21 protein-coding genes, 1 tRNA gene and 1 riboswitch are annotated in these 15,934 nt (G+C 70.5%); of the genes, 6 read left to right on the plus strand and 16 right to left on the minus strand.

Annotated features, from left to right (window positions below; genetic code table 11):
* Positions 1-12: 12 nt before the first annotated feature.
* The 3 genes from GV126_RS13970 to GV126_RS13980 form a co-directional block, all read right to left on the minus strand.
* On the minus strand, positions 13-333 hold the full coding sequence (locus tag GV126_RS13970) for a DMT family transporter (RefSeq protein ID WP_159666278.1): 321 nt from the start codon (positions 331-333) through the stop codon (positions 13-15).
* Positions 334-395: 62 nt separating this feature from the next.
* A riboswitch (guanidine-III (ykkC-III) riboswitch) is annotated at positions 396-458 on the minus strand.
* A 79-nt stretch (positions 459-537) separates the two neighbouring features.
* Complete coding sequence (locus GV126_RS13975; protein ID WP_028421892.1) at positions 538-894, minus strand: GroES family chaperonin; 357 nt, start codon at positions 892-894, stop codon at positions 538-540.
* A gap of 84 nt (positions 895-978) precedes the next feature.
* Positions 979-1,311, minus strand: coding sequence for a DUF3618 domain-containing protein (locus tag GV126_RS13980; protein ID WP_159666281.1), 333 nt, complete (start codon positions 1,309-1,311; stop codon positions 979-981).
* A 129-nt stretch (positions 1,312-1,440) separates the two neighbouring features.
* Between GV126_RS13980 and bcp the strand changes: the two genes are divergently transcribed.
* Positions 1,441-1,908 carry a thioredoxin-dependent thiol peroxidase gene (gene bcp / locus GV126_RS13985; RefSeq protein WP_028421890.1) on the plus strand — a complete coding sequence of 156 codons (468 nt, stop codon included), beginning with the start codon at positions 1,441-1,443 and terminating at the stop codon, positions 1,906-1,908.
* 116 nt (positions 1,909-2,024) lie between these two features.
* Positions 2,025-2,108 (plus strand) — tRNA-Leu (locus GV126_RS13990).
* Between the two features lie 52 nt (positions 2,109-2,160).
* Here GV126_RS13990 and rdgB read toward each other — a convergent pair.
* The 4 genes from rdgB to GV126_RS14010 form a co-directional block, all read right to left on the minus strand.
* Positions 2,161-2,763, minus strand: coding sequence for an RdgB/HAM1 family non-canonical purine NTP pyrophosphatase (gene rdgB / locus GV126_RS13995; RefSeq protein WP_159666283.1), 603 nt, complete (start codon positions 2,761-2,763; stop codon positions 2,161-2,163).
* A gap of 22 nt (positions 2,764-2,785) precedes the next feature.
* Entirely contained in the window at positions 2,786-3,184 is a 399-nt protein-coding gene (locus tag GV126_RS14000) for a hypothetical protein (RefSeq protein ID WP_159666286.1), read from the minus strand.
* A gap of 161 nt (positions 3,185-3,345) precedes the next feature.
* Positions 3,346-4,071, minus strand: a complete 726-nt coding sequence (gene rph / locus GV126_RS14005) for a ribonuclease PH (RefSeq protein WP_159666288.1) — start codon at positions 4,069-4,071, stop codon at positions 3,346-3,348.
* A gap of 91 nt (positions 4,072-4,162) precedes the next feature.
* Positions 4,163-4,396 carry a PTS sugar transporter subunit IIB gene (locus tag GV126_RS14010; protein ID WP_159666290.1) on the minus strand — a complete coding sequence of 78 codons (234 nt, stop codon included), beginning with the start codon at positions 4,394-4,396 and terminating at the stop codon, positions 4,163-4,165.
* Between the two features lie 165 nt (positions 4,397-4,561).
* Here GV126_RS14010 and GV126_RS14015 point away from each other — a divergent pair, with 165 nt between their 5' ends.
* Together GV126_RS14015 and GV126_RS14020 are read left to right on the plus strand one after the other, a co-directional pair.
* The gene (locus GV126_RS14015; protein ID WP_159673682.1) at positions 4,562-5,857 is read left to right on the plus strand and encodes a PTS transporter subunit EIIC; all 1,296 of its coding nucleotides are present in this window, start codon (positions 4,562-4,564) and stop codon (positions 5,855-5,857) included.
* Between the two features lie 145 nt (positions 5,858-6,002).
* Positions 6,003-7,259, plus strand: coding sequence for a PTS transporter subunit EIIC (locus tag GV126_RS14020; protein WP_159666292.1), 1,257 nt, complete (start codon positions 6,003-6,005; stop codon positions 7,257-7,259).
* A gap of 73 nt (positions 7,260-7,332) precedes the next feature.
* Here the strand turns inward: GV126_RS14020 and GV126_RS14025 are convergent, their stop codons facing one another.
* Entirely contained in the window at positions 7,333-8,085 is a 753-nt protein-coding gene (locus tag GV126_RS14025; protein ID WP_159666294.1) for an MBL fold metallo-hydrolase, read from the minus strand.
* 212 nt (positions 8,086-8,297) lie between these two features.
* On the opposite strand from GV126_RS14025, the gene GV126_RS14030 reads away from it, so the two are divergent.
* Positions 8,298-8,747 carry a type II toxin-antitoxin system PemK/MazF family toxin gene (locus tag GV126_RS14030; protein WP_159666296.1) on the plus strand — a complete coding sequence of 150 codons (450 nt, stop codon included), beginning with the start codon at positions 8,298-8,300 and terminating at the stop codon, positions 8,745-8,747.
* A 36-nt stretch (positions 8,748-8,783) separates the two neighbouring features.
* Here GV126_RS14030 and GV126_RS14035 read toward each other — a convergent pair whose 3' ends face one another.
* The 8 genes from GV126_RS14035 to clpS all read right to left on the minus strand — a co-directional run bounded on the left by GV126_RS14035 (position 8,784) and on the right by clpS (position 14,359).
* Positions 8,784-9,284 (minus strand): hypothetical protein, encoded by a 501-nt coding sequence (locus GV126_RS14035; protein WP_159666298.1) that lies wholly within the window; start codon positions 9,282-9,284, stop codon positions 8,784-8,786.
* Positions 9,285-9,492: 208 nt separating this feature from the next.
* On the minus strand, positions 9,493-10,443 hold the full coding sequence (locus GV126_RS14040; protein ID WP_159666300.1) for a PLP-dependent cysteine synthase family protein: 951 nt from the start codon (positions 10,441-10,443) through the stop codon (positions 9,493-9,495).
* A gap of 5 nt (positions 10,444-10,448) precedes the next feature.
* Positions 10,449-10,727, minus strand: a complete 279-nt coding sequence (locus GV126_RS14045) for a MoaD family protein (RefSeq protein WP_159666302.1) — start codon at positions 10,725-10,727, stop codon at positions 10,449-10,451.
* A gap of 121 nt (positions 10,728-10,848) precedes the next feature.
* Positions 10,849-10,944 carry a putative leader peptide gene (locus tag GV126_RS37295; RefSeq protein ID WP_019065921.1) on the minus strand — a complete coding sequence of 32 codons (96 nt, stop codon included), beginning with the start codon at positions 10,942-10,944 and terminating at the stop codon, positions 10,849-10,851.
* A 79-nt stretch (positions 10,945-11,023) separates the two neighbouring features.
* Positions 11,024-11,446, minus strand: coding sequence for a M67 family metallopeptidase (locus GV126_RS14055; protein ID WP_159666306.1), 423 nt, complete (start codon positions 11,444-11,446; stop codon positions 11,024-11,026).
* A 138-nt stretch (positions 11,447-11,584) separates the two neighbouring features.
* Positions 11,585-13,006, minus strand: a complete 1,422-nt coding sequence (locus GV126_RS14060; protein ID WP_159666308.1) for an amino acid permease — start codon at positions 13,004-13,006, stop codon at positions 11,585-11,587.
* Positions 13,007-13,351: 345 nt separating this feature from the next.
* Positions 13,352-13,963 (minus strand): DUF2017 domain-containing protein, encoded by a 612-nt coding sequence (locus GV126_RS14065; RefSeq protein WP_159666311.1) that lies wholly within the window; start codon positions 13,961-13,963, stop codon positions 13,352-13,354.
* 78 nt (positions 13,964-14,041) lie between these two features.
* Positions 14,042-14,359 carry an ATP-dependent Clp protease adapter ClpS gene (clpS, locus tag GV126_RS14070; protein ID WP_159666313.1) on the minus strand — a complete coding sequence of 106 codons (318 nt, stop codon included), beginning with the start codon at positions 14,357-14,359 and terminating at the stop codon, positions 14,042-14,044.
* 198 nt (positions 14,360-14,557) lie between these two features.
* Here clpS and GV126_RS14075 point away from each other — a divergent pair, with 198 nt between their 5' ends.
* A complete protein-coding gene (locus GV126_RS14075; RefSeq protein ID WP_159666315.1) occupies positions 14,558-15,904 on the plus strand; it encodes a nicotinate phosphoribosyltransferase in 1,347 nt (448 codons plus the stop codon).
* The last annotated feature ends 30 nt before the right edge of the window (positions 15,905-15,934 follow it).

Raw genomic sequence — 15,934 nt, forward strand, 5'->3', positions numbered from 1 at the left:
ACGTGGTGGGGCTCAGTGGCCGGAGGTCACCTTGAGCCCCACCACGGCCACCAGCAGCAGACACACGAAGAAGATCCGGGCGGCGGTCGCCGGCTCGCCCAGCACCACCATGCCGAGCACCGCCGCACCGGCCGCACCGATCCCCACCCACACGCCGTAGGCGGTACCGATCGGCAGGGAGCGGGCCGCGCAGGACAGCAGCAGCATGCTGGCGACGATCCCCGCTCCGGTGAACAGGCTGGGGACGAGACGGGTGAAGCCCTCGCTGTACTTCATCCCGATCGACCAGGCCACTTCCAGCAGGCCGGCGACGATCAGCAGAACCCAGGCCACGACGGGCACCTCCGAGACGACGGGCGACAACGACACCGCTGTCGCGCAACAGATGTCGGACAGGTGCGTCGTCTTTGCCTTCGACCCGGTACGGCGCGTCTCGTCGGGCTCGCTCCCGAGGCTAGCAAAAGAACGACGAAGGGGCCGGTGACAACGGTCACCGGCCCCTTCACCCCGCGTGGGGCGACTCAACGGACCACAGCGTCACAAGTACAGGCCGGTGGAGTCCTCCGACCCCTCGAACCGGTCCGCGGCCACGGCATGCAGGTCACGCTCACGCATCAGCACGTACGCGGTCCCCCGCACCTCGACCTGGGCCCGGTCCTCCGGGTCGAACAGCACCCGGTCGCCGGGCTCGACGGTCCGCACGTTCTGCCCGACCGCGACGACCTCCGCCCAGGCCAGCCGGCGTCCCACCGCCGCCGTGGCCGGGATCAGGATGCCGCCGCCCGAACGACGCTCGCCCTCGGACGTCTCCTGCCGGACGAGCACCCGGTCGTGCAGCATGCGGATGGGCAGCTTGTCCTGATGGGTGCTCTGCTCGTTTCTGTTGGCGCTCACTCCTCGAACCTACCTGCTTTCACCGTGTCCGTACGCGGCCGGGTGGCACCAGCGCGACCCGCCCCGCGCACCACCCTTGGTCCCTCACTGGTCCCGGCGCCGTCGCACGCCCAGCGCGAGCAGCCCGACGACCCCGACGGCCAGCAGCGCGACGGGCACGATGCGCTCCACGCGCGGCGCGCCCTCCGCGTCCACGAACTGCGTCCGCACCTCGCTCACCACCCGGTTGACCTGGACATAGGCCCGGCCCAGGGTGTGGTCGACATGGGAGACGACCTTGGCCTTGGCGTCCCCGACGAGGGTCTTGGGGTGCACGCGCATCCCGATCTCGTCGAGCGTCTCGGCCAGCACCTCGCGGCGGCGCCTGATGTCCGCCTCGATCTCAGCCGGGGTCCTGGTGTCCGCCGTGTCCGCCACCGTACCGCCTCCGAAGTCCACTGATGCCTGTGCACACAGTCTGTCAGCTCCCGCCGCGACCGCACTGTCGGCACCCCCGGTTACCCTCGGAGCGACACGCTATTTGGCACGACGAGGAGACGAGCTTCGATGACCGAGCGACTCCAGCCCGGGGACGTGGCCCCCGCCTTCACCCTCCCCGACGCCGACGGCAACGAGGTGTCGCTGGCCGACCGCAAGGGCCGCAAGGTCATCGTCTACTTCTACCCGGCCGCCCTCACCCCCGGCTGCACCAAGCAGGCTTGCGACTTCACCGACAACCTCGACCTGCTGGCCGGCGCCGGCTACGACGTCATCGGCATCTCCCCCGACAAGCCGGAGAAGCTGGCGAAGTTCCGCGAGCAGGAGTCCTTGAAGGTCACCCTGCTCGCCGACCCCGACAAGAAGGTCCTGGAGGCCTACGGCGCCTTCGGCGAGAAGAAGCTGTACGGCAAGACCGTCACCGGCGTCATCCGCTCGACGGTCGTCGTGGACGAGGACGGCAAGGTGGAACGCGCCCTGTACAACGTCAAGGCCACCGGCCACGTAGCCAAGATCATCAAGGACCTGGGCATCTGAGGCGCGGCCCTTCCCCCTTCCGAGCGCGCCGGCTGTGCCCGTACCGCCCTGCGGTCACGAGCACCTGGCAGGGGGCGGAAGGGGGGAGGCGCTCCCGGTACCATGACAGGCAGCCAGCGGCGGTGGCGCAATGGCGACGCAGCAGACTTAGGATCTGTGGCCCTTGATCGGGCTTGAGGGTTCGAATCCCTTCCGCCGCACCCGAGAGGGCCTGCGAACGAAGCTCAGTTGCGCAGGCCCTTTTCTGCATGGTCAGCCCAGCAGCTCCCGCACCACCGGTACCAGCGCCCGGAACGCCTTGCCCCGGTGGCTGATCGCGTTCTTCTCCTCCGGGGACAGCTCCGCGCACGTGCGCCTCTCGCCCTCGGGCTGGAGGATGGGGTCGTAGCCGAAGCCGTTGGTGCCGGTGGGCTCGCGGCGCAGTACGCCGTGCAGTCGGCCTTCCACCACGCGTTCCGTGCCGTCGGGCAGGGCGAGGGCCGCGGCGCAGGCGAAGTGGGCGGCGCGGTGCTCGTCGGCGATGTCGGAAAGCTGGGCGAGCAGGAGGCGCAGGTTGGCCTCGTCGTCGCCGTGGCGGCCGGACCAGCGGGCCGAGAAGATGCCGGGGGCGCCGCCGAGGACGTCGACGCAGAGGCCGGAGTCGTCGGCGACGGCGGGCAGGCCGGTGGCCCGGGCGAGGGCGTGGGCCTTGAGGAGCGCGTTCTCGGCGAAGGTGACACCGGTCTCCTTCACGTCGGGGACCTCGGGGTAGACGTCGGTGCCGACCAGTTCGTGGGGCAGGCCGGCGTCGGCGAGGATCGCCCTCAGCTCGGTGATCTTTCCGGGGTTGCGGGTGGCGAGGATCAAGCGGGTCATGCCCACCAGTATCGGGGGGTGGTCAGAGGGTGCAGACCTTGGTCAGTTCGCCGGCGGCGTCGGTGACCGGGGTGAGGTCGGGTGTGCGGTCGCCGTTCTTCAGGGCGGTGCGGACCCGGGCCACCGCCTTGTCCAGGTCGTCCACCGCTTTGTCGACGTCCGCGTTGTCCGTCTTGTCGCCGATGCTGCGCAGGTTCTTCTCGATCGAGTTCAGGGCCTCGTCGGCCCGGGTGGGGTCGTTCGCCGCGTTCTGCACGGCCTGCTGGAGGTCGGTGACGCCGTCGGCGATGGAGTCGGCGGTCCGGACGCAGTCGAGGGCCGTGTCCACCGTGTCGCATCCGGTCAGGGCGAGGGCGGCCAGGAGGGCCGGTGCGGCGATGGCTGTGGTGCGGCGCGGGCGTCGGCGTCGGTTCGCGGCCATGGCTGGGTGTCCTCCCCCTCGTCCTGGCGGGGCGTACGGCGGTGGTGCCGTACGCCCGTACCGGTGGGGACGCGGGGGCGGGGGTCGAGGGTTGCTACGGACGGCCGTCTTCGTCGTGGCCCCTTGTCCTTGGAAGCGAGGTGCGCGGGGCCGGCGCGGGGTTACTTGTCGAGTGCCGTGCGCTGGATCTCGGCGAGGTCGGCGCAGCCGGCCAGGGCGAGGTCGAGCAGGGCGTTCAGTTCGTCGCGGGCGAAGGGCTCGGCCTCGGCGGTGCCCTGGACCTCGACGAAGCGGCCGTCGCCCGTGCAGACGACGTTCATGTCGGTGTCGGCGCGTACGTCTTCCTCGTAGCAGAGGTCCAGGAGGGGGACGCCGGCGACGATGCCGACGGAGACGGCGCTGACGGTGCCGGTGAGGGGTTTGCGGCCGGGCTTGATCAGCTTTTTGTCCTGGGCCCAGGCGATGGCGTCGGCGAGGGCGACGTAGGCGCCGGTGATGGCCGCGGTGCGGGTGCCGCCGTCGGCCTGGAGGACGTCGCAGTCGAGGACGACGGTGTTCTCGCCGAGTGCCTTGTAGTCGACGACGGATCGCAGGGAGCGGCCGATGAGGCGGCTGATCTCGTGGGTGCGGCCGCCGATGCGGCCCTTGACGGACTCGCGGTCGCCGCGGGTGTTGGTGGCGCGGGGGAGCATGGCGTATTCGGCGGTGACCCAGCCTTCGCCGCTGCCCTTGCGCCAGCGGGGCACGCCTTCGGTGAAGGAGGCGGTGCACAGGACTTTGGTGTGGCCGAAGGAGACGAGGACGGAGCCCTCGGCGTGCTTGCTCCAGCCGCGTTCGATGGTGACGGGGCGGAGCTGTTCGGGCGTGCGGCCGTCGATGCGAGACATGGCGTCGAGCCTAGTGCCCTGTGCGCGAGGGGCTCCTCCCGCGTGGGGGAGGAGCCCCTTGTAGGTGAATCGAGAGGTGAACCGTGCCGGTTCACATCAGGTCTTCGATCTCCGCGGCGATGGGGTCGGCGTCGGTGCCGATGACGACCTGGATGGCGTTGCCCATCTTCACGACGCCGTGGGCGCCGGCGGCCTTGAGTGCGGCCTCGTCGACCAGCGAGGGGTCGTTGACCTCGGTGCGCAGCCGGGTGATGCAGCCTTCGACTTCCTCGATGTTGTCGATGCCGCCGAGTCCGGCAACGATCTTCTCAGCCTTGCTGGCCATGGTGCTTCTCCCTGATCCGGACCGCTTTGTCGCGGTAACCCACAGTTGGCCCATCTTCGCGAGCGGTCGTGCCGTGGGTGCCTCAGGATGGCGTTCACGACGCGGAACCGTCCGTCAACTGGTCTACACCACAGCCCGCGCCCCGGCCAAACGCGGAGGACGCCGATGACCGCCGAGAGTGCCGACGCCAGGGTGTCTGCCGTCCGTGAGGGGTGGAACCGGCTGTTCCAGGGGCTGCAGAAGATGGGCCGGAGTCTGCAGTTGCCGATCGCGGTGCTGCCGGCGGCGGGCATCCTCAACCGGTTGGGGCAGCCGGATGTGTTCGGCAGGGACGGGCTGGGCTGGATCGCCGTCTCGAAGGTGATGGCGGGTGCGGGCGGTGCGCTGCTGGACGGGCAGCTGGGTCTGCCGATGCTGTTCTGCGTGGGTGTGGCGATCGGCATGGCGAAGAAGGCGGACGGCTCGACGGCGTTGGCGGCGGTGGCGGGCTTCCTCGTCTACTACAACGTGCTGCACCAGTTTCCGATCGGCTGCCCGGCCGGGGCGCGGACGATCGCCACGGGGTGCCAGGCGGCGAACGGGACGGTGACGGCGTTCACGTACCAGAACCCGGGGATCTTCGGCGGGATCGTGATGGGGCTGCTGTCCGCGTTCTTCTGGCGGCGGTTGCATCGCACGAGGCTGGTGGACTGGCTGGGCTTCTTCAACGGGCGGCGGCTGGTGCCGATCGTGATGGCGTTCGTGGCGATCCTGTTCGCGGCGCTGTGCCTGTGGGTGTGGCCGCCGGTCGGCCGGGGGCTGGAGTCGTTCAGTACGTGGCTGAGCGCGGCGGCGGCGTGGGGCGCGGGTGTGTTCGGGCTGGCGAACCGGGCGCTGCTGGTGATCGGCCTGCACCAGTTCCTGAACGTGCCGATCTGGTTCCAGTTCGGCAGTTACACCAGGCCGGACGGGACGGTGGTGCACGGTGACGTCAACATGTTCCTGGCCGGTGATCCGCATGCGGGGCAGTTCACCTCGGGCTTTTTCCCGATCATGATGTTCGCGCTGCCGGCGGCGGCGCTGGCGATCACGCACAGTGCCCGGCCGGCGCGCCGCAAGGAGGTCGGCGGGCTGATGCTGTCGGTGGCGCTGACGTCGTTCGTCACGGGGATCACGGAGCCGCTGGAGTACTCGTTCCTGTTCGTCGCGCCGGTGCTGTACGCGGTGCACGCGGTGCTCACGGGGGTGTCGATGGCGGTGACGTGGGCGCTGGGGGTGCACGACGGGTTCAGTTTCTCGGCGGGGCTGATCGACTACGTCATCAACTGGAACCTGGCGACGCGGCCGTGGGCGATCGTGCCGATCGGGCTGTGCTTCGCCGTCGTCTATTACGGGGTGTTCCGGTTCGCGATCTCGCGGTTCGATCTGAAGACGCCCGGGCGGGAGCCACAGGAGGAGGTGGAGGACCTCACGAGGGCCTGACGGGCCCGGAATACGGGGCCGGCAAGGGCCACGGTCGGTAGCGGTCCGGTCGCGGAATCACGGGTTCCTTACGCCGCCTTCATCGTGCTACAACAGGTCTACACCACTGAGTGGTGTAGACCACCACCCGATGGAGGAAGCTTAAATGAGCACCGCCACCGCCACATCGACGGCGGCACCCGCGAAGAAGCGGGGTTCCGGCCTGTTCCAGGGCCTGCAGAAGGTCGGCCGCAGCCTGCAGCTCCCGATCGCCGTCCTGCCGGCCGCCGGCATCATGGTACGGCTCGGCCAGGACGACATCTTCGGCAAGGACGGGCTGGGCTGGGACAAGGTCGCCGCCGTCTTCAGCAACGCGGGTGGCGCGCTGACCGGCTCGCTGCCGATCCTGTTCTGCATCGGTGTCGCCATCGGCTTCGCCAAGAAGGCCGACGGTTCGACCGCCCTGGCCGCGGTGGTGGGCTTCCTCGTCTACAGCAAGGTCCTCGAGGCCTTCCCGCTGACCCAGCAGCACATCGAGAACGGCAAGATCGTCGAGGCCACCTACAACAACCCGGGTGTGCTCGGCGGCATCATCATGGGCCTGCTGTCGGCCGTGCTCTGGCAGCGGTTCCACCGCACGAAGCTGGTGGACTGGCTGGGCTTCTTCAACGGCCGCCGGCTGGTGCCGATCATCATGGCCTTCGTCGGCATCGTGGTGGGTGTCGTCTTCGCGCTGATCTGGAAGCCCATCGGCAACGGCATCAGCGACTTCGGCGACTGGATGACCGGCCTCGGCTCCGGCGGCGCGGCCCTGTTCGGCGGCGTGAACCGGGCGCTGATCCCGGTCGGCATGCACCAGTTCGTGAACACGGTCGCCTGGTTCCAGCTGGGCAGCTTCACCGACGCCGCCGGCCAGGTCTGGCAGGGCGACATCCCGCGCTTCCTGCACGGTGACCCGTCCGCCGGTCTGTTCCAGTCCGGCTTCTTCCCGATCATGATGTTCGGTCTGCCGGCCGCCGCGCTGGCCATCGCGCACTGCGCCCGTCCCGAGCGTCGCAAGGTCGTGCTCGGCATGATGGTCTCGCTCGCGCTGACCTCGTTCGTCACGGGTGTCACCGAGCCGATCGAGTTCTCGTTCATGTTCATCGCGCCGGTGCTGTACGTGCTGCACGCCGTGCTGACCGCCGCGTCGATGGCGGTGACCTGGGGCCTGGGCGTGCACGACGGCTTCAACTTCTCGGCCGGCTTCATCGACTACGCGCTCAACTGGCACCTGGCGTCGAAGCCCTGGCTGATCATCCCCATCGGATTGGTCTTCGCGGTGATCTACTACGTGACCTTCCGCTTCGCCATCCTCAAGTTCGACCTCCCCACCCCGGGCCGCGAGCCCGAGGAGGAGGTCGAGGACCTCACGAAGGCGTGAGGTCCTCCACAGCCCGACGAGGCCCCCCGAGCCGCAGCCGGCTCGGGGGGCCTCGTCGTCGCGTCGGACGGTCTCAGATCTCGTACGTCGCCCCGGGCGCCGCCAGTTCCACCGGGCCGGTGTAGACCGCGCGGGCGTCGGTGAGGTTGATGTGGGGGTCGGTCCACGGCGGGATGTGGGTGAGGACCAGGTGCCGGGCGCGGGCCCGGGCGGCGGCCTCGCCGGCCTCGCGGCCGTTGAGGTGCAGGTCGGGGATGTCCTCCTTGCCGTCCGTGAAGGCCGCCTCGCACAGGAACAGGTCGGCCTCCCGCGCCAGGTCCTCCAGGGCGTCGCTGACGCCGGTGTCGCCGGAGTACGTCAGGGACCGGCCGCCGTGCTCGAGGCGGATGGCGTAGGCCTCCACGGGGTGGGCCACCCGCTCGGTGTGCACGGCGAAGGGGCCGATGTCGAAGGTGCCCGGCTTGACCGTGCGGAAGTCGAAGACCTCGCTCATGGAGGAGGCGGTGGGGGTGTCGGCGTAGGCGGTGGTCAGCCGGTGCTCGGTGCCCTCCGGGCCGTAGACCGGCAGGGGGGCGCAGCGCCCGCCCTCGTGCCGGTAGAAGCGGGCCACGAAGTAGGCGAGCATGTCGATGCAGTGGTCGGCGTGCAGATGGCTGAGGAAGATCGCGTCGAGGTCGTAGAGACCGCAGTAACGCTGCAGCTCGCCGAGGGCGCCGTTGCCCATGTCGAGCAGCAGCCGGAAGCCGTCGGCCTCTACCAGGTAGCTCGAGCAGGCCGACTCCGCGGACGGGAACGACCCCGAGCAGCCGACGACGGTGAGCTTCATGGAGCAGAAACCTCCGCTGGCGGGAAACATACAGAAGGTGACGGGGGTCGTGCGGTCCGTCGAGCGTAAGGCGCGAAACGGCCGGTAGCCCCTTCGTCATGGGCTGTTGTGGGGGAACTCACCTGTCCTGTCACCGGTTCGGCTGGACGTGGGGCGCATGGAGTGCGGAAGAGGGCGCGCGCCGTGTGTCGCGCGCCGGTAACGTCGTCCTTATGGACACGTCCTGGTGGCTGGCCCTCGCGGCGGTGGTCCTGCTCGCGCTCGTGGCCACGCTCGTCGACGGCTGGGGACGCGGCCGCCGGCCCGCAGGGCGCAGGCGGCGGGCAGCGGGGCGGCCGGCCGGTCCGGGGGCGCGGCCGCAGCCGGCGGAGATCTGGTGGGCGAGTGTCCCCCTCGGGGAGGGCCCGGCGGTCAGGGAGCGGCCCTGTCTGGTGCTGTCCGTGCACGGCAAGCGGGCCAGGGTCGCCGGGATCACCAGCAAGTACCACGACGAGCGGGCCGGGGTGATCCCGCTGCCGCCCGGGTCGGTGGGGGACGCGCACGGACGGACCAGTTTCCTGCAGACCGACGAGGTGCGCGAGGTGCCGGTGTGGGACTTCCAGCGCCGGGTGGGGGTCGTGGACCCGGTCCTGTGGGACCAGGTGCGCTACCTGGCCGGGTGAGCCGTCCGGCGACCTCCTGCCCCGTGGGCGCGCGCCTCATGACCGCGTCACCCTCACCGTGACCGTCCACTCCTCGAGGCCGTGGCAGGAGACGTGGCCGGGGCCGGTCGGGCACAGCGGGCGGGAGGCGCTCAGCCGGGCCGTGCCGGGCGCGACGGCGCGGTAGGCGGCGAGCGCGTCGCCCGGGAGGATCACGATGCCCGCGTTGACGGCCTTCAGCGCGGTGCCGGTGGCCTCGACCGGGCTCCAGGGGCGGTCCCTGCTGCCCTCCAGGCGCAGCCGCAGCTCGCCGCCCGCCGTGAGGCAGAGGGTGCGGCCGGAGTCGGCGGCGCCGAGTTCGGCGTGGGCGGTGCAGGCGTCCGGCGTCCCCGGGCCGGCCGGGGCGCGGGAGGCGCCGGACGGCGCTGCGGAGCCGGACGGCGCTGCGGAGCCGGGAGGTCCCGCGGAGCCGTCCCCCGCGCCGCAGCCGGCCAGCAGCAGGGCCGCCGCGGCGGCGACGGTGACGGGTGTGGTGCGCGGGAGCGTCGTACGGCGCATGGGCGGCCGCCTTCCTGCTGACCCGTTGCGGGTGCCCGGTGCCCTGATGCCGGTGTGACGTGTTACCAGCACACCAGGATCCCTTGCCCCGCGCACGCCGAGGCCCCGGCCGGTCGAGCCGGCCGGGGCCTGAGTGCGCGCGTACGGCCCGGAGCCCGGGTGCGTGCGGGTGCGGCCGGGGGCCGCGGTGAGTGCTCGTGCGGCCGGGTCAGGCCCAGAGCTGCCCCTGGAGGGTCTTGATGGCCTCCTCGGTGGTGGCCGCGGTGTAGACGCCGGTGGAGAGGTACTTCCAGCCGCCGTCGGCCACGATGAAGACGATGTCGGCGGACTCCCCCGCCTTGAGCGCCTTCTTGCCGACGCCGAGCGCCGCGTGCAGCGCCGCGCCCGTGGAGACGCCCGCGAAGATGCCCTCCTGCTGGAGGAGTTCACGGGTGCGGGTGACCGCGTCGGCGGAGCCGACGGAGAAGCGGGTGGTGAGCACGGAGGCGTCGTACAGCTCGGGGACGAAGCCCTCGTCGAGGTTGCGCAGGCCGTAGACCAGGTCGTCGTAGCGCGGCTCGGCGGCGACGATCTGCACGTCCGGCTTGTGCTCGCGCAGGTAGCGGCCGACGCCCATCAGGGTGCCGGTGGTGCCCAGGCCCGCGACGAAGTGCGTGATCGAGGGCAGGTCGGCGAGGATCTCCGGGCCGGTGCCGGCGTAGTGCGCGCCGGCGTTGTCCGGGTTGCCGTACTGGTAGAGCATCACCCAGTCCGGGTGCTCGGCGGAGAGCTCCTTGGCGACGCGCACGGCGGTGTTGGAGCCGCCGGCGGCCGGGGAGGAGATGATCTCCGCGCCCCACATGGCGAGCAGGTCCCGGCGCTCCTGCGAGGTGTTCTCGGGCATCACGCAGACCATGCGGTAGCCCTTGAGCTTCGCGGCCATGGCCAGCGAGATGCCGGTGTTGCCGGAGGTGGGCTCCAGGATGGTGCAGCCCGGGGTCAGCCGGCCGTCCTTCTCCGCCTGCTCGATCATGTGCAGGGCGGGGCGGTCCTTGACCGAGCCGGTCGGGTTGCGGTCCTCCAGCTTGGCCCAGATCCGTACGTCGTCGGACAGCGACAGCCGCGGCAGGCGCACCAGAGGGGTGTTGCCGACCGCGGCCAGCGGGGACTCGTACCGCATGCCGATCAGGCCATACCACCGGCGACGGCCGGCAGGATCGTGACGTTGTCGCCGTCGGACAGCTTGGTGGAGATGCCGTCGAGGAAGCGGACGTCCTCGGCGTTGAGGTAGACGTTGACGAAGCGGCGCAGCTGGTCGCCGTCGACGATGCGCGCCTGGATGCCCGGGTGCCGGGTCTCGAGGTCGGCGAACAGGTCGGCGAGGGTCTGCCCGTTGCCCTCCACCGCCTTCTGACCGTCGGTGTACTGGCGGAGGATGGTCGGGATGCGGACCTCGATGGCCATGGCTCAGGGCTCCTGTCGGAAGGTGTCGTCGGTTCGGTCAGGCGCGTGCCCGGGGGCCGCCCGGGCCTGCGGCACTGCGGGAGCGCCGCGGCTCACGGCCGCACGGCGGCAGCACGGTGGATCAACAGATGGCGCTGTTCAGCCTGCACAGGTCGACGTGCAGCCGCGCCACGAGCAGCGTGCCCGGCGCCTTGTCGCTCACGTCGAGAAGAACCATGGGCTCATCGTATCGATTCCCGGTCCCGGGCCCGGAGTGTGATCTCACCGTGCGGACGTTTACCGTCCACGCTGCGAGATCAGTAGGCCTCGACCACCTTGACCTCCTCCTCGGTGACCTCGCCCTCCACGATCCGGAACGAGCGGAACTGGAACTCGCCGGCGCCGTCGGCATCGGCGGTGGAGACGAGCACGTAGTGGGCGCCGGGCTCGTTGGCGTAGGAGATGTCGGTGCGGGAGGGGTAGGCCTCGGTGGCGGTGTGGGAGTGGTAGATGACCACGGGCTCCTCGTCGCGGTCGTCCATCTCGCGGTAGAGCTTGAGCAGGTCCTGCGAGTCGAACTCGTAGAAGGTGGGCGAGCGGGCCGCGTTCAGCATGGGGATGAACCGCTCGGGCCGGCCGGAGCCCACGGGACCGGCGATCACGCCGCACGCCTCGTCGGGGTGGTCCTCGCGGGCGTGGGCCACGATCTGGTCGTAGAGCGACTGGGTGATGGTCAGCATGGGGCACAGGATAAGCAGAAGGGCCGTTCCGTACCGGTGTGTGGTACGGAACGGCCCGTATGCCGGACGTCCTGAGCGGCAGCGGGAGCGGGCTCCACGAGTGCCCGCTCCCGCTGGACGTCCTTGGGGGGTGGCCGGTCAGCGCTTGTGGAAGGCGGCCGCCTCCGGGTTGCGGCGCCGCAGCACCGCGTAGCCGACGCCGAGGACGGCGGCCCAGACGGGCGCGCAGTACAGCGAGATCCGGGCGTCCTTGTCGACGCCCATCAGCACGATCACCAGGGCGATGAAGGCGAGCGCGAACCAGCTGGCGAACGGGGCGAACGGGGCGCGGAACTCCGAACGGGGCAGCTCGCCGCGGTCGGACTTGGCGCGGTAGCGGATCTGGCTGATGAGGATCACGATCCAGGCCCACATGCCGGAGATGGTGGCGAAGGACACCACGTAGTCGAACGCCTTGCCGGGCCACTGGTAGTTGATCCACACGCCGACCAGCATCAGCGCGGCGGAGAACGTGGTGCCGACCAGCGGGGTGCCGCTGGGCGTCAGCTTGGTGAAGAACTTCGGACCCTGGCTGTTGAGCGCCAGGTCGCGCAGCATGCGGCCGGTGGAGTACATGCCGGAGTTGCAGGAGGACAGGGCCGCGGTGAGGACGACGAAGTTGACGATGCCCGCGCCGGCGGCCAGGCCCATCTTCTGGAAGGCGGCGACGAAGGGGCTGACGCCCGGCTGGAACGCCGTCCACGGCACCACCGACAGGATCATGATCAGCGCGCCGACGTAGAAGACGGCGATGCGCCACGGCACGGTGTTGATCGCCCGGGGCAGCACGGTCTTGGGGTCCTTGGACTCGCCGGCGGTGACGCCGACCAGCTCGACGGCGAGGAAGGCGAACATCACCATCTGCAGGGTCATCAGCGAGTTGCCGACGCCGTGCGGGAAGAAACCGCCGTCGTTCCACAGGTGCGCCAGGGAGGCGGTGTCGCCGGCGTCCGAGAAGCCGATCGTCAGGATGCCGGCGCAGATCAGGATCATGCCGATGATCGCGGTGACCTTGACCATCGAGAACCAGAACTCCAGCTCACCGAAGAGCTTCACGGAGATCAGGTTGGCGCCGTAGAGGACGATGGTGAACACCAGGGCCGACAGCCACTGCGGTATGTCCCACCAGTACGTCATGTACGCGGCGGCGGCGGTGACCTCGGTGATGCCGGTGACCACCCAGAACAGCCAGTAGGTCCATCCGGTCACGAAGCCCGCGAAGGGGCCGATGAACTCGCGCGCGTATTCCGCGAAGGAGCCGGAGACCGGGCGGTACATCAGCAGTTCGCCGAGCGCCCGCATGATCAGGAAGATGACGAAGCCGGCGACGGCGTACGCCAGGATGAGGCTGGGGCCGGCCTTGGAGATGCCCTTGCCCGCGCCGAGGAAGAGGCCGGTGCCGATGGCACCGCCGATGGCGATCATCTGGATCTGCCGGGCGCCGAGCCCGCGCTTGTACCCCTCGCCGCCCTGCACGGCCTCATTGCCGTCGCTGTGGTGTTCGACCTGCACTGAGGTCATGGATGGTGCGCCTTTCTCCATGCCGATCCGGACCTTTGACGTCGGCCGCGGATCGGGTCTCGATCCCCCCGGATGATGGAGCTGGTGCCTGCCGACGGTCGTCGGCCTGGTGGCGCACCCGGCGCAACATGGGTGGTGTTCGCCGGGCGGTCGTGAAGATTTATCACGGGCGCAACAAAGATCACACCCGTGGTCTGTGATGCATCACACAGGCATAACCGGACAAAGGCCACTGGACTGTGGCATACGGGGGCGGCTTGGTAATGGGATCGTTATCCGGATTTGAGCGTCCTCTGAGCGAACACCACTGTGGCGGAACCGGCGAATGCGGCCGAAACGGGACACTCAGGGCATGAGGGTGGCGACCAGGGACTCCTGCAGCCCGCCCAGCCACAGGTACGCCATCACCATCGGCTTGCGCGGATCCTCGTCCGGCAGGCGGTACAGGTCGTCGGCCTCGTCCTCGTCGGTGATCTCCAGCCGGGCGCCGATGGCCAGGCGCAGGTCGTTCAGCGCGCCCAGCCCGCGCCGGGACCGCTCCGGCGACAGCTTCAGCCCGGCCCCGCCCCCCCCCGCCGCGGCGGACGACAGCTCGTTCAGCGAGTGGACCACCGCCAGGGCGTTCTCCCGCTTGCCGGCGCGCAGGTCGTTCTCGGTGTAGCGGCGGAACTCGGCGGAGCGGGCGCGCTGCTCGGCGGCCTCCTGGGCGTCGGCCGGCCGCGCCTCGGGATCGCCGTAGGCGTCCGGGAAGAGCCGTTGCAGGACCGGGTCGGCGGGTGGCTCGCTGGGGCCCTCGGCGAACAGCTCGGCCAGCGGGTCGGCGCCCGCCTCCTCGGCGGGGCCGGGGCCGATCAGCTCCAGCAGCTGCACCGCCAGCGAGCGGATGATGGAGATCTCGACGTCGTCGAGGGCGACGGCCGCGCCGCCGCCGGGGAGCGGTTCGAAGTGTCCAGGCATGAAGAGGATTCGCTGCTTCCGGTCCGTCCGGGAGGGTGGGCTGCTGGTGGGGGTGCGGTGGGGCGCGCGGGGCTCGCCCTACCTGCGGTCCTGCTGAAGGGTGGCCCACAGACCGTAGCCGTGCATGGCCTGCACGTCCCGCTCCATCTCCTCGCGGGTGCCGCTGGAGACGACCGCCCGGCCCTTGTGGTGGACGTCGAGCATGAGCTTGGTGGCCTTGTCCTTGGAGTAGCCGAAGTACGTCTGGAAGACATACGTGACATAGCTCATGAGGTTGACCGGGTCGTTGTGCACGATCGTCACCCAGGGGACGTCCGGCTCGGGTACGGCGTGGACCTCTTCCGCCGACTCGGTCTTCTCGATCTCGATGGGTGCGGCTGCCGTCACATGGCCCATGCTGCCACCACAGGGGGGTAGGAGCACAAACGGGCAGGGCCGGTGGCCGGGTGAAGCGGCGGGAGGCACCCGCCGGGGAGGCGGGCGGACGGCCGCCGAGGACGAGCGCGGTGAACCGGAGAGGACCGGGGAGAAGCGCGGAGAGCCGGGGACACCGGCAATCGTCACACTGACGAAATGGGGGTACCATCCGACATCATGAACACAGCGGACCTTGGGCTGCCGGTGGACGTTCCCTCGACGGCGCTCTTCACCGACCACTACGAGCTGACGATGCTGCAGGCCGCCCTGAAGGCCGGCACGGCCGAGCGGCGTTGCGTCTTCGAGGTCTTCACCCGGCGGCTGCCGAACGGGCGCCGCTACGGCGTCGTGGCCGGCACCGGGCGGGTGCTGGACGCGGTGGAGAACTTCCGCTTCGACGCGGGCGTCCTCGGCTTCCTGCGCGAGCGCGCGGTCGTGGACGAGCCGACCCTGCAGTGGCTCGCCGACTACCGCTTCAGCGGGGACATCTGGGGCTACCCCGAGGGCGAGGTGTACTTCCCGGGCTCGCCGATCATGCGGGTGGAGGGGTCCTTCGGCGAGTGCGTGCTGCTGGAGACCGTGATCCTGTCCATCCTCAACCACGACTCCGCCATCGCGGCCGCCGCCTCCCGGATGTCCTCGGCCGCCGGGGACCGCCCGCTGATCGAGATGGGCGCCCGCCGCACCCACGAGCTGGCCGCGGTCGCCGCCTCGCGCGCCGCCTACGTCGGCGGCTTCGCCACCACCTCCGACCTGGCCGCCGGCTTCCGCTACAACATCCCCACCGTCGGCACCTCCGCCCACGCCTTCACCCTGCTGCACGACCGCGAGCGCGACGCCTTCCAGGCCCAGGTGGACACCCTCGGCCGGGACACGACCCTGCTGGTGGACACCTACGACGTCACGGAGGCGGTCCGCACCGCCGTGGAGGTCGCCGGGCCGGAGCTGGGCGCGGTGCGCATCGACTCCGGCGACCTGCTGCTGGTGGCCCACCGGGTGCGTCAGCAGCTGGACGAGCTGGGCGCCACGAACACCAAGATCGTGGTGACCTCGGACCTGGACGAGTACGCCATCGCCTCGCTCGCGGCGGCCCCCGTGGACGCCTACGGGGTCGGCACCCAGCTGGTGACCGGCTCCGGTCACCCGACCTCCTCCATGGTCTACAAGCTGGTCGCCCGCGCCGAGTCCGCCGATCCGAAGGCCCCGCTGAAGCCGGTGGCGAAGAAGTCCAGCGGCGGCAAGACCTCCATCGGCGGCCGCAAGTGGGCGGCGCGCCGGCTGGACGCGGACGGGATCGCCGAGGCCGAGGTCGTGGGCACCGGGGAGGTGCCCGCCGAGCTGCTCGACCGGCAGCTGCTGGTGCAGCTGGTCAAGGGCGGTGAGGTCATCGGCCGCGAGCCGCTGGACGTGGCCCGCTCCCGGCACCAGGCCGCCCGCGCCAACCTGCCGCTGTCGGCCACCCAGCTCTCCCGAGGGGAACCCGTCATTCCGACCGAGTACGTGCAGGGCCGCTCGGGTAACTAGGGGATGTCCCGCCGCCCGCCACCCCCGACC

Origin of the sequence: Streptomyces mexicanus (assembly GCF_902506575.1) — a bacterium.
GTDB classification, from domain to species: domain Bacteria; phylum Actinomycetota; class Actinomycetes; order Streptomycetales; family Streptomycetaceae; genus Streptomyces; species Streptomyces mexicanus.

Bases quoted from the DNA above. Each gene is read 5' to 3' on its own strand.
- GV126_RS14035 (WP_159666298.1), bottom strand. From the start codon at position 9,284: ATGCGCCGTACGACGCTCCCGCGCACCACACCCGTCACCGTCGCCGCC.
- GV126_RS14065 (WP_159666311.1), bottom strand. From the start codon at position 13,963: ATGCCTGGACACTTCGAACCGCTCCCCGGCGGCGGCGCGGCCGTCGCC.
- GV126_RS14045 (WP_159666302.1), bottom strand. From the start codon at position 10,727: ATGGCCATCGAGGTCCGCATCCCGACCATCCTCCGCCAGTACACCGAC.
- rph (WP_159666288.1), bottom strand. From the start codon at position 4,071: ATGTCTCGCATCGACGGCCGCACGCCCGAACAGCTCCGCCCCGTCACC.
- rdgB (WP_159666283.1), bottom strand. From the start codon at position 2,763: ATGACCCGCTTGATCCTCGCCACCCGCAACCCCGGAAAGATCACCGAG.
- GV126_RS14030 (WP_159666296.1), top strand. From the start codon at position 8,298: ATGGACACGTCCTGGTGGCTGGCCCTCGCGGCGGTGGTCCTGCTCGCG.
- GV126_RS14060 (WP_159666308.1), bottom strand. From the start codon at position 13,006: ATGACCTCAGTGCAGGTCGAACACCACAGCGACGGCAATGAGGCCGTG.
- GV126_RS14010 (WP_159666290.1), bottom strand. From the start codon at position 4,396: ATGGCCAGCAAGGCTGAGAAGATCGTTGCCGGACTCGGCGGCATCGAC.
- GV126_RS14075 (WP_159666315.1), top strand. From the start codon at position 14,558: ATGAACACAGCGGACCTTGGGCTGCCGGTGGACGTTCCCTCGACGGCG.
- bcp (WP_028421890.1), top strand. From the start codon at position 1,441: ATGACCGAGCGACTCCAGCCCGGGGACGTGGCCCCCGCCTTCACCCTC.
- GV126_RS14000 (WP_159666286.1), bottom strand. From the start codon at position 3,184: ATGGCCGCGAACCGACGCCGACGCCCGCGCCGCACCACAGCCATCGCC.
- clpS (WP_159666313.1), bottom strand. From the start codon at position 14,359: ATGGGCCATGTGACGGCAGCCGCACCCATCGAGATCGAGAAGACCGAG.
- GV126_RS14040 (WP_159666300.1), bottom strand. From the start codon at position 10,443: ATGCGGTACGAGTCCCCGCTGGCCGCGGTCGGCAACACCCCTCTGGTG.
- GV126_RS14025 (WP_159666294.1), bottom strand. From the start codon at position 8,085: ATGAAGCTCACCGTCGTCGGCTGCTCGGGGTCGTTCCCGTCCGCGGAG.
- GV126_RS37295 (WP_019065921.1), bottom strand. From the start codon at position 10,944: ATGGTTCTTCTCGACGTGAGCGACAAGGCGCCGGGCACGCTGCTCGTG.
- GV126_RS14015 (WP_159673682.1), top strand. From the start codon at position 4,562: ATGACCGCCGAGAGTGCCGACGCCAGGGTGTCTGCCGTCCGTGAGGGG.
- GV126_RS14020 (WP_159666292.1), top strand. From the start codon at position 6,003: ATGAGCACCGCCACCGCCACATCGACGGCGGCACCCGCGAAGAAGCGG.
- GV126_RS14055 (WP_159666306.1), bottom strand. From the start codon at position 11,446: ATGCTGACCATCACCCAGTCGCTCTACGACCAGATCGTGGCCCACGCC.